This is a genomic window from Brevibacillus sp. MER 51, from assembly GCF_023714195.1.
Taxonomy (GTDB): domain Bacteria; phylum Bacillota; class Bacilli; order Brevibacillales; family Brevibacillaceae; genus Brevibacillus.
Map to the genome: position 1 here is coordinate 67,883 of NZ_JAMAUS010000018.1, position 12,898 is coordinate 80,780.

The 12,898-nt window shown below is 47.4% G+C and carries 12 protein-coding genes and 9 tRNA genes; 5 read left to right on the forward strand and 16 right to left on the reverse strand.

What is annotated here, in order from left to right; all coding sequences use genetic code 11:
* Positions 1–112: 112 nt before the first annotated feature.
* The 4 genes from M3630_RS26485 to glpQ all read left to right on the forward strand — a co-directional run bounded on the left by M3630_RS26485 (position 113) and on the right by glpQ (position 2,898).
* A complete protein-coding gene (locus M3630_RS26485) occupies positions 113–532 on the forward strand; it encodes a MarR family winged helix-turn-helix transcriptional regulator (protein WP_007723602.1) in 420 nt (139 codons plus the stop codon).
* 27 nt (positions 533–559) lie between these two features.
* Positions 560–1,198, forward strand: coding sequence for a nitroreductase family protein (locus tag M3630_RS26490; RefSeq protein WP_251254077.1), 639 nt, complete (start codon positions 560–562; stop codon positions 1,196–1,198).
* A gap of 31 nt (positions 1,199–1,229) precedes the next feature.
* Positions 1,230–1,526 carry a putative quinol monooxygenase gene (locus M3630_RS26495; protein ID WP_251254078.1) on the forward strand — a complete coding sequence of 99 codons (297 nt, stop codon included), beginning with the start codon at positions 1,230–1,232 and terminating at the stop codon, positions 1,524–1,526.
* 253 nt (positions 1,527–1,779) lie between these two features.
* The gene (gene glpQ, locus M3630_RS26500) at positions 1,780–2,898 is read left to right on the forward strand and encodes a glycerophosphodiester phosphodiesterase (protein ID WP_251254079.1); all 1,119 of its coding nucleotides are present in this window, start codon (positions 1,780–1,782) and stop codon (positions 2,896–2,898) included.
* 525 nt (positions 2,899–3,423) lie between these two features.
* Here the strand turns inward: glpQ and glmS are convergent.
* The 6 genes from glmS to sigW form a co-directional block, all read right to left on the reverse strand.
* Complete coding sequence (glmS, locus tag M3630_RS26505) at positions 3,424–5,256, reverse strand: glutamine--fructose-6-phosphate transaminase (isomerizing) (RefSeq protein WP_251254080.1); 1,833 nt, start codon at positions 5,254–5,256, stop codon at positions 3,424–3,426.
* Positions 5,257–5,741: 485 nt separating this feature from the next.
* Positions 5,742–7,088, reverse strand: coding sequence for a phosphoglucosamine mutase (glmM, locus tag M3630_RS26510; protein WP_251254081.1), 1,347 nt, complete (start codon positions 7,086–7,088; stop codon positions 5,742–5,744).
* Between the two features lie 43 nt (positions 7,089–7,131).
* On the reverse strand, positions 7,132–8,379 hold the full coding sequence (locus tag M3630_RS26515) for a CdaR family protein (RefSeq protein ID WP_173612546.1): 1,248 nt from the start codon (positions 8,377–8,379) through the stop codon (positions 7,132–7,134).
* The gene (gene cdaA, locus M3630_RS26520) at positions 8,372–9,196 is read right to left on the reverse strand and encodes a diadenylate cyclase CdaA (RefSeq protein WP_017247073.1); all 825 of its coding nucleotides are present in this window, start codon (positions 9,194–9,196) and stop codon (positions 8,372–8,374) included. The genes M3630_RS26515 and cdaA overlap by 8 nt, the downstream gene beginning before the upstream one ends.
* Before the next feature lie 105 nt (positions 9,197–9,301).
* The gene (locus M3630_RS26525) at positions 9,302–9,925 is read right to left on the reverse strand and encodes a zf-HC2 domain-containing protein (protein ID WP_173612547.1); all 624 of its coding nucleotides are present in this window, start codon (positions 9,923–9,925) and stop codon (positions 9,302–9,304) included.
* A 17-nt stretch (positions 9,926–9,942) separates the two neighbouring features.
* Positions 9,943–10,506 carry an RNA polymerase sigma factor SigW gene (gene sigW / locus M3630_RS26530; RefSeq protein WP_007725279.1) on the reverse strand — a complete coding sequence of 188 codons (564 nt, stop codon included), beginning with the start codon at positions 10,504–10,506 and terminating at the stop codon, positions 9,943–9,945.
* Positions 10,507–10,676: 170 nt separating this feature from the next.
* Here sigW and M3630_RS26535 point away from each other — a divergent pair, with 170 nt between their 5' ends.
* Positions 10,677–10,835 carry an aspartyl-phosphate phosphatase Spo0E family protein gene (locus tag M3630_RS26535; RefSeq protein WP_088910300.1) on the forward strand — a complete coding sequence of 53 codons (159 nt, stop codon included), beginning with the start codon at positions 10,677–10,679 and terminating at the stop codon, positions 10,833–10,835.
* Between the two features lie 93 nt (positions 10,836–10,928).
* On the opposite strand, the gene rocF is transcribed toward M3630_RS26535, so the two are convergent.
* The 10 genes from rocF to M3630_RS26585 all read right to left on the reverse strand — a co-directional run bounded on the left by rocF (position 10,929) and on the right by M3630_RS26585 (position 12,858).
* Positions 10,929–11,825, reverse strand: coding sequence for an arginase (rocF, locus tag M3630_RS26540; RefSeq protein ID WP_012684013.1), 897 nt, complete (start codon positions 11,823–11,825; stop codon positions 10,929–10,931).
* Between the two features lie 172 nt (positions 11,826–11,997).
* Positions 11,998–12,071 (reverse strand) — tRNA-Gly (locus M3630_RS26545).
* A 9-nt stretch (positions 12,072–12,080) separates the two neighbouring features.
* Positions 12,081–12,157 (reverse strand) — tRNA-Pro (locus M3630_RS26550).
* A gap of 5 nt (positions 12,158–12,162) precedes the next feature.
* A tRNA-Arg gene (locus tag M3630_RS26555) sits at positions 12,163–12,239 on the reverse strand.
* Positions 12,240–12,259: 20 nt separating this feature from the next.
* A tRNA-Lys gene (locus tag M3630_RS26560) sits at positions 12,260–12,335 on the reverse strand.
* A 6-nt stretch (positions 12,336–12,341) separates the two neighbouring features.
* Positions 12,342–12,416 (reverse strand) — tRNA-Gln (locus M3630_RS26565).
* Between the two features lie 20 nt (positions 12,417–12,436).
* Positions 12,437–12,521 (reverse strand) — tRNA-Tyr (locus M3630_RS26570).
* 8 nt (positions 12,522–12,529) lie between these two features.
* A tRNA-Val gene (locus tag M3630_RS26575) sits at positions 12,530–12,605 on the reverse strand.
* A gap of 86 nt (positions 12,606–12,691) precedes the next feature.
* Positions 12,692–12,765 (reverse strand) — tRNA-Glu (locus M3630_RS26580).
* Between the two features lie 17 nt (positions 12,766–12,782).
* Positions 12,783–12,858, reverse strand: a tRNA-Thr gene (locus M3630_RS26585).
* Between the last annotated feature and the right edge of the window lie 40 nt (positions 12,859–12,898).

Sequence of the window (12,898 nt, forward strand, 5' to 3'; positions counted from 1 at the left end):
TCATTGATGCGTCAATTATCATCAAGCTATCATGCTCAACTGACTGTATGTTGTCATGCTTGTGGATATATGACTGAGTTCCTATTCATATTGCCCCCGGGAGGCATTTTTCATGACACGCAAGGAATTTGAAGAGGAGCAAATACTGAATCTGCTCATCGGATTAACCAATAAAATAAGTCCCAAGTTCGAACGCTGTACCGGAATCAGCTCTACTCGTCTCGCGATCTTGCAAATCCTTTGCGAATGCAACGAAATCAATCAGTCCCAGCTACAAAAGCACATTAATATCGACAGTGCTGCCATTACACGCCACCTGAAGCAACTGGAAGCGGATGGTATGGTGACCCGACACAAAAATCCAAATGATAACCGCGAAACCTTCGTTCGTCTATCCGAAGAAGGACATCATCGGATTGAAGGGTACAAAAGCGAGAAACGAAATTTTATCCAGCAGATTCTGGAAGGCTTCAGCGAGGATGAGACGCAGGTCTTAACTGATTTTCTCAAACGGATGCAAAACAACATTTGATTGTTCAAGAAGGGAGTCTGTTTTTACATGAGCACCGTACAAAGAACAAATGATTTTCGTGAAATCACGTTTGGTCGTCGTTCTGTCAAACTTTATGATCCTGAAATAAAAATCAGCCGCGAGGAAATGATTGAAATTCTAGCGGGAGCCACACGCGCTCCATCTTCGGTCAACATGCAGCCTTGGCGCTTTGTGGTGATCGAAAGTCAAGAAGGGAAAGAAAAGCTTGCAGAGCTGGCACGCTTCAACAAAACGCAGGTACTCACTTCTTCCGCCGTCATTGCCGTATTCGTCGACATGAATAATGCGGAATATATGGATGAGATATTTGGAAAAGCTGTCGAGCTCGGATACATGCCGCAGGAAGTGAAGGACATGCAGCTGAAAGCCGTAAAGCCTTACTACGCCAATCTACCCGCTTCTGACCTGCGCGATGTCAATTTTATCGATGCTGGTCTCGTATCCATGCAATTGATGCTGGTTGCCCGTTCATTCGGCTATGACACGAACCCGATCGGCGGCTATGAAAAGGATCAAATAGCAGAAGCGTTTGATTTGGACAAGGATCGCTACCAACCGATTATGCTGATCAGTATCGGGAAAGCAGCCAAGGAAGGATCCCCCTCTTACCGTCTCCCCGTTGAGACAGTGACAACCTGGAAATAATTCAAATTCGTTGGAAGAAAGGGAGAAAACCATGCTTATTATACATGCCCATCTGCAAGTAATACCCGACCAGGAAGAAGCGTTCCTTCAAGCGGCCAAAGCCCTGGTTGCTGCAAGCCAAGCTGAAGAAGGGAATGTCGGATACACCCTTCTGAAAAGCACAGAGCAAGAATATCACTACACCATGGTAGAAAAGTGGAAGGACGCTGCCGCAGTAGCGGCCCACAATGCAAGCGCTCATTTTCAGGCTTTTGTGAAACAAGCTCCTTCCTTTTTTGCAGCAGCTATGGAATTGGAAGTATTCGCAGGAGAGCCTGTGAAGTTGTAATTGGTGATGTAAGAAAAACAGCAAGGTTGGTCCTCCGATCAGCCTTGCTGTTTTTTTGTCCAGCCATACATGAAATGGGTAATAGGCACTCGCCAACTATTTGTTGACAGCGCTTTCTTTTTCCCTTACATTAGTAACCAATATAATATTTTTGTGATGGAGATCAGGAGATTCACAATATTTCATTTGGTACGGTATAACCTACCAATGGAATTTGTGGATCTTTTTTTCATCCAAATGGAGGAGGAAGAACATGAAAAAACTGGTTACATCCTTGGCAGCCGCTCTCGCTATTACAACAAGTTTTGGAAGCGTATCCTTTGCCGAAGCGGATAAGATTGTCATCGCCCACCGCGGAGCGAGCGGATACTTGCCGGAACATACGCTGCCCGCAAAAGCGATGGCTTACGCGATGGGAGTCGACTACATCGAACAAGACGTGGTCATGACAAAGGACAACAAACTGGTCATCATGCACGACCATTATCTGGACAGCGTAACCAATGTAGCCGAGGTCTACCCTGATCGAAAACGTAAAGACGGCAGGTACTACGTTATTGATTTCACTCTTGACGAGATCAAGAAACTGAAAAGGACAGAGGTCTTCACAGTAGAAAACGGCAAGCAGGTACAAGACTATCCGGATCGCTTCCCTCTCTGGAAATCCAGCTTCAGTGCTCACACCCTGGAAGAAGAGATTGAACTGATCCAGGGAATGAACAAAAGCACGGGTCGTAACGTAGGGATCTATGCGGAGATCAAGGCTCCCTGGTTCCACAGACACGAAGGAAAGGACATCAGCCTCGCAGTGCTCCAGGTGTTGAAAAAGTACGGCTACGTGTCCAAGAATGACAAAGCGTACATACAGACTTTCGACCCCAATGAAGCAAAACGGATTCGCACGGAACTCTATCCACATTTGAATATGAACGTGAAGCTAGTACAGCTCATGGCAGAAACCGACTGGAACGAAACCATGATCTATGAAAACGGTAAGGCCGTTCCCTACAACTACGATTGGATGTTTGAAAAAGGGGCGATGAAAGAAATTGCGAAATACGCAGACGGCGTAGGGCCATGGAAGCCGATGATCATCAAAGAAGAGTCGACGAGAGACCACCTGATCATTACCAATCTTGTCAAAGAGGCTCATGAAGCTGACCTGGAAGTGCATCCATACACCTTCCGAGTGGATAAAGGAGAAATCCCTGCCTATGCAGCAAACTTTGAGGAACTGCTCGATCAGTTCTACTTCACAGCAGGAGTGGACGGGGTGTTTACGGACTTCCCTGACCGTGCCGTTGATTTTTTACAAAGAGCGGAGTCCCAAAGCAAAATGCCCCAGTCCCAGGGTACACAGACCGCAAAGTAACTTGAAAACACCTCTTTAACACTAAAACGCCGGTATCTTGTACGCTAAGGATTACCGGCTTTAATAATTGTGGGAAACTTTTTGGGACAAAGCAGAGATACTATGGACCACTCGGGAGAAGGTCGAGCTAAACGCATCTATATACCTCCGGGCGGGAAGCTGCCAGCTCTATCGAGGCATTCACCATAAAGCAACTTCTGCGACGCGTATATTCGATGACCTCGTGAAAATAGCGCAGTAGAAACCGTTAAACCCCGCCTCGACTCTGATAGAGCTTGTGGCGGGGTTTGGCACATATTTTTTAATAACAGACAATATTTCACCTAACACTTTGTTTCAATAAACAGATGGCTAGAAAATAAAAATAAGCCGAGGAAAAACAGATGTGCATATCTGAATTTCACTCGACTTATTAACAAGACTTTAATCGCAAAGAAAACTATATACTCTTTACCAAGTCTAATGTAAATTTACTTACTCTAATGTCAACGAATATGAACAGGATAATCTTATCCCCTTCAACTCTTACTCAACCGTCACACTCTTCGCCAAGTTCCGTGGTTTATCCACATCGAGGCCGCGAGCGACAGAAGCGTAGTAAGCAAGTAATTGCAATGGAATGACGGTCAGAATCGGTGTGAGCATTGGCAGAGTGGCTGGCATGTAAATGACCTCATCCACACTCTTCGCCAGATCGTGGTTGCCTTCAGTCGCAAAGCCCAGTACATGAGCGCCGCGAGCTTTTACTTCCACGATGTTGCTTACCGTTTTTTCGTAGATGTCTGGTTGCGTAGCCAAAGCTACAACTGGAACATTATCTTCAATCAGCGCAAGAGTACCGTGCTTCAGCTCACCAGCTGGATACGCCTCGGAGTGAATGTAAGAGATTTCTTTCAGCTTCAGAGAGCCTTCCAGCGATACCGCATAGTCGAGGCTGCGGCCGATGAAGAACAGGCTGCTTACCTCTTTTGTGCCCTCTGCAAAGCGACGAATCTGATCATCGTTATTCAGCATGGAAGCGATTTTACCAGGGATCTCGCTCAGGTGCTCTACGACTTCGGCAATCTCAGCAGCCGCCATGGTGGCTTTTACTTGAGCCAAATACAGGCTGAACAAGTACAGGGCAACGACTTGTGAGGTGTATGCTTTCGTAGATGCTACCGCTACTTCTGGACCAGCCCACGTAAAGATCACTTCGTCAGCTTCGCGAGCTACAGAGCTGCCTACCACATTGGTGATAGCCAACACCTTCACGTTGCTCTTCTTCGCCTCACGCAGTGCAGCCAGCGTGTCTGCTGTCTCACCAGATTGGCTGATGACGATCATCAGTGTCTTGTCTGTGTAGATCGGATCACGGTAACGGAACTCGGAAGCGACTGCTACCTCTACAGGTACGCGAGTCCATTTTTCGATAACATCCTTACCGACGAGACCTGCGTGCATGGAAGTACCGCATGCCACGATGTAGATGCGATCGTATGTCGCCAGTTCCGCATCGCTCATTTTTAGCTCAGGCAAAATTACTCGCTTGTTGTCCTCGTCAATGCGGGCACCCATGGTATCGCGAACAGCTTGAGGCTGCTCGTGCATTTCCTTGAGCATGAAGGAATCATATCCGCCTTTTTCCGCTTGTACCAGATCCCACTCGACATGGAACAGTTCCCGCTCGATTTTCTCTCCGGTCTCTGCGTTCATCAGTTCCACACCATCGCGAGTCAACACAGCCATTTCGCCTTCGTTCAAAATGTACACGTCACGTGTATGCTCCAAAATAGCCGGGATATCCGAACCGATAAAGCTCTCGCCTTGACCCACACCAACTACCAACGGGCTAGCCAAACGAATCGCTACCAGCTTGTCAGGCTCATGTTCCGTCATGATACCCAATGCATAGGCACCACGCATGCGTTGCACAGCACGACGCGCTGTAGAAACGATATCGCCATCGTACATGTCCGCGAGCAAGTGAGCGATAACCTCGGTATCTGTCTCAGAAGTGAACGTGTAGCCTTTTGCCAGCAGCTCTTCTTTCAATGGCAGGAAGTTTTCGATAATCCCGTTGTGAACGACTGCAAAAGCCGATTTTTCGTCTGTATGTGGGTGGGAGTTCTCGTCAGACGGTTTTCCGTGTGTCGCCCAACGTGTATGCCCGATTCCCATAGAACCAGTCAATGGCTTCGATTCCAAACGGCCTTCCAGAACAGCCAAGCGACCCTGAGCTTTTGAGTACTCCAATCCGTTTGCATTCACGACAGCGACCCCTGCTGAATCATAGCCGCGATACTCCAGTTTGCGAAGTCCTCCGATAACGATGTCTTGCGCTTGTTTATTTCCAATATATCCAACGATTCCGCACATAAGTGTGTGGTCCCCTTCCAAATTGGCGAGGGACTTCCACCCGAACAATTGTACGGGGGTGAGTCCCCCGCCATTCCATGTTTTTTATATGATCATGCTGTTTCATCTATTTCGACAATGGCAAAAAACGTATCACACGCAAGGTTTTGTCCATCAGATCACCCTGATGTTTTGTCCCTGCGCTCTGCGGCAGTGATACTGCTGCCGGGAGGTATCCGCCGAATCCTTCGATAAACCTCCACCTCGTCCACTAAGGCTCCATGTCGGGCAGCCTCAGTGCTGGCGCTTTCCAATGGTATGCATTTGATTTACGATACTTGTTCTTTTTTGCACAACCACTCCCATTTTTTTCATTCTTGGTGCTAGCGCACATGAACACTGTACCACAGATTGTGAAGAGCGACAATATCTTGTGTCGTCGTATTGTAGTTGTATGCAAAAGGGAGCGGCATTGAAACCGCTCCCTCCAACTTTTTACACGAATTTTACACGAGTTCTTGTTTGACCACGTCAACGATCCGATTCACGAGCCCTTCCAACTGTGCCGCATCTGGGCCTTCAGCCATGACACGTACGATTGGCTCTGTTCCCGACGGCCGAACCAGAACGCGACCATTGCCAGCCAAATCCTCTTCTACTTCTCGGATGGCCTGCGCAATGGCTTCATTGCCATTCAGCTTTGACTTGTCCTCTACACGGACATTGATCAGAAGCTGCGGATACTTGACCATCACTTGTTTGAGCTCGGACAACGGCTTGCCAGACTCCTTGATGATGTTCAAGAGCTGCAGCCCCGTTAACAAACCGTCTCCTGTCGTATTGTAGTCCAGGAAGACGATATGACCGGACTGTTCGCCACCGAGATTATAGCCGCCGCGAAGCATCTCTTCAACTACATAGCGATCCCCTACAGCAGTCTTCGTCGTATTGATGGAGCACTCTTCCATTCCTTTGAAGAAGCCCATGTTGGCCATTACGGTCGTAACAACTGTATTGTTGTTGAGTTTTCCTTTTGCCTTGAGTGCTCGTGCACAGATCGCCATAATATAGTCGCCGTCGATGATTTCACCATTATCATCTACAGCAATGCAGCGATCCGCGTCCCCATCAAAGGATAGACCCAAGTCAGCTTTATGCTTCAAAACTTCTTCTACTAAACGTTCAGGATGCGTTGAACCGCACTGGTCATTGATGTTGATTCCATTCGGATTCGCACCTATCGTGATCACTTCAGCGTCCACATCCGCAAACAGACGAGCTGCCAATGATGAGACAGCACCATTTGCACAGTCCAGAACTACCTTCAGACCGTCAAATCGCTCAGATACGGTACTCTTCAAGTGAGAGAGGTACTTTTGTCCACCCTCCAGGAATTCCAGAACCGTCCCGATTTGTTCGCCTGTTGGTCGAGGCATCGTATCCTCTGCCGCGTCCAAATACTGTTCTACTTCAGCTTCCACTTCGTCGGACAGTTTAAAACCGTTGCTGCCGAAGAACTTGATTCCGTTATCCGGAAACGGATTGTGAGAGGCGGATATCATAACGCCCGCATCTGCACCAAGTGCACGTGTGAGATACGCTACCCCCGAGGTGGAGATAACACCCAATCTGACCACTTCTGCTCCAACCGATAACAGTCCAGCCAAAAGCGCGTTTTCCAGCATTTGTCCAGAAATGCGCGTATCGCGCCCAATCACCACTTTTGGTTTTCCTTCCTGCTTGTGTCTGGTGAGAACGTAACCACCAACGCGTCCGATTTTAAATGCCAGTTCGGGTGTGAGTTGTGTATTTGCTACACCACGTACACCGTCTGTTCCGAAATACTTCCCCATGATTGTCCCTCATTTCCTTCCTTGTGCACACAACAGCTTATGTCTACCTTTGCTTGTTCGTGATTTGAATTGTGACCTTTTTCGGTGCGCTCGCAGAAGTCTTGATATACTCCGACTGATTGAAGATGTAATTCAATGGTACTTCGTATACACCCGCCGGCATATTGCTGACATCTGCTACGACCTGCAAGTCTTCATGCCTCAACTGATTCAGCACTACTGGAGCGCCGATCACGTCGAAGTCGATTGTAGACATCTCCTGGCCATCGGTGGATAGTACCTTTGCTTCCATGCTTTCTGATAGCCCGCTAATGCGAATCGGAATCTTCTCCAAACGCTTCGTCGTTGATGGAACGACTTTTAGCGATACGGTCAAATACTCCGGCTCTACCTTCACAATATTATCCATTAACGGTATCTTTAGCTCTATATCGCGATCTGATGTAATGTTGCCGAGATCGATTTCCGGCCCTGGGTATGTGTTGGATTTGATGCCATCAATGACTTCCTTCGGTCCATAGACCGTGACCTCTTCCACATTCATACCCATACTAGCCAAACTATAGCCATTCGGCAATTCATTCGTCAAGTTTAATTTGATTGGCACTTTTGCAAACGGACTCGTTACGGGGATGTTCACTTCTACCGTAAGTGGCACCACATCTGCCCCTTGAATCACGTTGCCAGACTTGTCCACGACTTTGAGCGGAACCGTTGTCTTGATTGCGGAAGTAGCCCCTTCCAGGTCAACCGAAGCCTTTACCGCTGCTACCTTATTCACTTGGCTTTCAGGTACCCTTACAAGCGCTCTAAACGGCTTCACAATAGGTTCTCCAGCGGTATAACCTGGGGCGACCTGTCCCAATTTCTCAACAGAAACTTCACGCTCAACAGTCTTTTTCTCTTCCAAGGTGATTTCCACGATATTCGGGATGATCCCTACCTTGACTTCATCCGGGAATCCCTTGTACTGGACAGGTACACGATGTGTTCCTTTGCCCAGGTTCGTCGCATCGACATACACTTCCCACGATTCCTCTGGAAAGAAATTGTGTCGATAAAAAGGATTATTACTTTCCAAGGCGACCTTTACCGTTCGCTGCTGCTTGACCACCTGATAACGATCGGTATCATATTTCACATGCAAATTGACACTATCAATAAAAGTTGGCTGACTTGCCTCAGGAGTCGTCGTTTGTTCGGCTTCCAGATTGACAATCATCCACGTCATGATAGCCAAAAGCAACGCAACAGCACGTGCAAACCAGTGACTGTTTAACCATTTATCCATGTTTTCGCCTCCATTGCCAACGACTTCCCATGGATTTGCCTTTGGACAGAGGCTGAAGCTGTTCTGTCAGCATCTCTGCCAGTTGCGCCTCCGTCAGATTGCGATTCATTGCTCCATGCGCGGCAAAAGACACCTGACCAGTCTCTTCGGATACGATGATCGCGATGCCATCGGAAACCTCACTTAACCCTATTGCCGCTCGATGGCGCGTCCCCAACTCCTTGGAGATGGAATTGTTCTCAGACAGTGGAAGATAACAGGCAGCAGCCATAATCATGTCTTTTCGCATAATGACTGCACCATCATGCAACGGTGTATTCGGAATGAAAATATTAATCAGCAGCTCTGAGCTGACTCGCCCGTTAATGCCAATACCCGTTTCCACGTAGTCGTTAAGTCCCGTCTCTCTCTCAATGACGATCAATGCACCAATGCGACGCTTGGCCATGTACGTAACCGATTTGCCCACTTCCTGAACCAAGCGGCTAACCGCCTCGTCATCCTGCGTACTGCTTGAACGGGAAAAAAGCTTGCCTCGACCAAGCTGCTCCAGTGCTCGACGCAACTCTGGCTGGAAGATGATGACGACCGCCAAAACCCCGAATGTAAAAGCTTGATTCATCAGTGCGTGCAATGCCGTCAGCTGGAAATATTTGCTGAGGAACCATGTGATGACGATGACCATAATCCCCTTCAGCAATTGTACAGCCCGCGTCCCGCGAATAAGCATAATGATTTTATAGAACACGTATGTAACGAGTAAAATATCCGTTGCATACCGTAGCAAATCCCCATATTCCATGGATATCGATATCATAACGAAGCCCCCATATCTCGCTCCATCTAATGAAGTCAGTCTATCTCCTGCGGAAAAAGCACGGCTCCACTGCCGTGCTCTGATAGCTGTACTCTCTATTTTCTCTTATGGCAAGATCGGAAGCAAGTCATTTCCAATATTTTTCACCTCATACCAGATCCAATCTACGATCGCTTCGATCGATTCGGTATTTCCCACGACTTGGGCGGTAGATGCCACGAACACTTTTCCTTCAATGGCCACAACATTCCCAGTTACATGACCTCGAACATCTACGTTTCCGTTGCGGACAACCAAGTCTCCATCAATATTGGTTCCTGCTGGTACAACTACGACATTGCGTTCACGATCTATTTTTAATTTATCCAAATTAGCAGAGGATACCTGTAGAGTGTCATCCCGATCAAACCAACTGTTGAATACACTGCCGGTCATCAAAAAGAGAAATACCGCTGCAGCTGTCAAAAACGGATGATTACGAAGCCATCCTGATAACAGATTCGCTTTCGTCGGCGCAGGCAATTGCGCAAGTACACGAGCTGTAAAATCAGAAGAGACATGAATATGCGAAGCGCTTTGAACAAAAGCGATGGCTCTCTGCAACTCATGCATATGCTGACGACAACTCACACAAGACTTTATGTGTGCTTGCAATTGCAGATTGGCTAATTCATCAGTGTCCCCATCTAGATATTCGTGGATGAGGCAAATCATATCCCGGCATTCCATCGTGATTTTCTCCTTTCTCACATCAATCGCAACTTGCTGCGTAATGCTTCCCTTCCTCGATGAATACGCGTCTTGATTGTCGTTATGGGAAGCTTTACGATATCGCTGATCTCCTGCAACGACAAATCCTCGATATAACGCAAGATCATAATCGAGCGATATTTGGGCTGTAAGTGAGACAAAGCATCTTGCACCGTCTCTTGCAGCTCCTGCGTTACGACTTTGTCCTCCGGTGTTCGCTCGTTAGAAGACAGGCGTGAATACCAGTCCAGGCCTTGCCCTGGTTCGGTTTCTTCATCCAATGAAAAGTCAGGGCGTTTTTTCCGGCCACGGTCGATACATAGATTGGTCGCGATCCTGTAGATCCACGTGGAGAACTTATAGTTGTCATCGTATGAATGCAAATTGGCATAGACACGCAAAAATGTTTCTTGCGCGATATCTTCTGCATCTTGACGGTTTCCCACCATACGATATGCGAGCTGAAATATCTTGTCTTTATAAATCTCGATTAACTCCGCAAAAGCTTCACGGTCTCCGCGTTTTGCCCGCTGAGTCAACCGTTTCTCTACAAAATCCATGCGATCCTCCCCACAATACCGTAATCCTATATACGGATGATACTGCATATGGTTTCATTTTTAATCTAGTGTTTGTGCGGATAATTTGTTGGGAAATAGAGGAATAAGCGCAATGCTTTCCTCTATATATAAGTAATGATAGCTCATTTATCTCACGGGTGGAAAGGAGAGTGCAACGATTGTCAAAAAAAGACGTTCTCCTCGAAATTGAAATGCTTCGAAAAAAACTCAACGATCAGTACAAAAAACAAGCCTGCATTACTCCAGAATTAGTTTCGCTAAGTGTACAACTGGACCAACTATTAAATAAACTTCGTCTCCATCCTTAGAATGTACAGCTTTCCCCCATCAATGTAAAGATGCGGTAAAACAAAAAAAGAGGGCCAAAAGCCTCTCTTTTTTCATGATCTTCTTCATTTATTTTATAGTAATTTATCACCAAAAACGGAACTCATTAAAGCGACTGCAACGCGAGCTGTCATGTTTTCTCGGTCAAGAATCGGGTTGACCTCCACGAATTCAGCAGAACAAAGAATATCTGCATCTGCCAGCATTTCCAATGAGACATGCCCTTCGCGATAGGAAATACCACCTATAACTGGCGTCCCTACTCCCGGAGCATCGTGTGGATCTAGTCCATCCAAGTCGAGGCTCAAATGCACGCCATCCGTGTTTTTGGACACATGCGCGATTGCTTCATCCATGACGCGAGCCATACCCAACTTATCAATTTCATGCATGGTGAAAACCTTCATCCCAATACGCTTGATCAATTCACGCTCACCTTGATCCAAATCACGCGCTCCGATGATGACCACGTTTTCTGCCTTTACCTTTGGTGTATATCCTCCAATGTTTGTCAGACGCTCATGCCCATATCCCAAGCTCGCTGCCAAAGGCATACCGTGAATATTTCCCGATGGAGAAGTGGCACCCGTATTCAAATCACCATGAGCGTCAAACCAAATAACACCCAGGTTTTTCACGTGCTTCGCGACACCCGCTATGGTGCCAAGGGCAATGCTGTGATCGCCACCCAATACGAGCGGGAATCGACCAGCAGTCATGATATCGCTTACAACATTGGCAAGCTTTTCATTGGCTTCCACGACTTCATCCAAATATTTATGGTTTTCCGTCTCAGTGAAGTGATGAGGGCGCGTTACAAAAATATCTCCGCGGTCTTCAATATTGAAACCCATCTTTTCCAGGCGTGCGACAACACCTGCATAACGGATAGCGCTAGGTCCCATATCAACTCCGCGGCGGTCTGCACCTAGATCCATCGGTACACCAACAATGCTCATGTTTTTGTTCATAAAAGTGCCACCCTTTCCTTCGCTCATTCATTATCTACTCCTATATTGTAGCCCCGGAAAGCAAAATGACTCAACTCGACATGATTTTGCATAAATAACCTGTCGGACAAGCTTTGTTAAAAACACAAAAAAAACGAGTAACCGAAATGGTTGCTCGTTTCTAATAAGCATATGGAGCGGGTGATGGGAATCGAACCCACGCGACCAGCTTGGAAGGCTGGAGTTCTACCATTGAACTACACCCGCATATAAAAATGGTCGGGAAGACAGGATTCGAACCTGCGACCCCTTGGTCCCAAGCCAAGTACTCTACCAAGCTGAGCTACTTCCCGATAAGTGGCGTGCCCTGAGAGATTCGAACTCCCGACCTTTTGATTCGTAGTCAAACGCTCTATCCAGCTGAGCTAAGGGCACCTATTCTAATTTTAAAAAACTGGTGAGCCATGAAGGACTCGAACCTTCGACCCTCTGATTAAAAGTCAGATGCTCTACCAACTGAGCTAATGGCTCGCAAAATGGCTGGGGTACTAGGATTTGAACCTAGGAATGACGGAGTCAAAGTCCGTTGCCTTACCGCTTGGCTATACCCCAACAACCCGCAAAATAAAAAATGGTGGGGAGAGACGGATTCGAACCGCCGAACCCGGAGGGAGCAGATTTACAGTCTGCCGTGTTTAGCCACTTCACTATCTCCCCATTTTTCATGGTGGAGGCTGACGGGATCGAACCGCCGACCCTCTGCTTGTAAGGCAGATGCTCTCCCAGCTGAGCTAAGCCTCCAAATCCCCGACAAAGTGACGAGTATGCTTCTTAGCATACTCTGAGAACTTTGCAGGTACCTTAGCCATTGCTAAGGTGTTTTTAGGTGACCCGTAGGGGATTCGAACCCCTGAATGACAGCGTGAAAGGCTGCTGTGTTAAACCGCTTCACCAACGGGCCGAAATTAAGATTACTTCTGGTGCTCCCGACAGGAATCGAACCTGCGACCTCTTCCTTACCATGGAAACGCTCTACCGACTGAGCTACAGGAGCATATTATGGCTCCTCGGGACGGACTCGAACCGCCGACCGA

Coding starts and splice junctions, on each gene's coding strand:
- rocF (WP_012684013.1), bottom strand. CDS start 11,825: ATGAACAAAAACATGAGCATTGTTGGTGTACCGATGGATCTAGGTGCA.
- glpQ (WP_251254079.1), top strand. CDS start 1,780: ATGAAAAAACTGGTTACATCCTTGGCAGCCGCTCTCGCTATTACAACA.
- M3630_RS26515 (WP_173612546.1), bottom strand. CDS start 8,379: ATGGATAAATGGTTAAACAGTCACTGGTTTGCACGTGCTGTTGCGTTG.
- M3630_RS26525 (WP_173612547.1), bottom strand. CDS start 9,925: ATGGAATGCCGGGATATGATTTGCCTCATCCACGAATATCTAGATGGG.
- M3630_RS26495 (WP_251254078.1), top strand. CDS start 1,230: ATGCTTATTATACATGCCCATCTGCAAGTAATACCCGACCAGGAAGAA.
- M3630_RS26490 (WP_251254077.1), top strand. CDS start 560: ATGAGCACCGTACAAAGAACAAATGATTTTCGTGAAATCACGTTTGGT.
- M3630_RS26485 (WP_007723602.1), top strand. CDS start 113: ATGACACGCAAGGAATTTGAAGAGGAGCAAATACTGAATCTGCTCATC.
- glmM (WP_251254081.1), bottom strand. CDS start 7,088: ATGGGGAAGTATTTCGGAACAGACGGTGTACGTGGTGTAGCAAATACA.
- cdaA (WP_017247073.1), bottom strand. CDS start 9,196: ATGATATCGATATCCATGGAATATGGGGATTTGCTACGGTATGCAACG.
- glmS (WP_251254080.1), bottom strand. CDS start 5,256: ATGTGCGGAATCGTTGGATATATTGGAAATAAACAAGCGCAAGACATC.
- sigW (WP_007725279.1), bottom strand. CDS start 10,506: ATGGATTTTGTAGAGAAACGGTTGACTCAGCGGGCAAAACGCGGAGAC.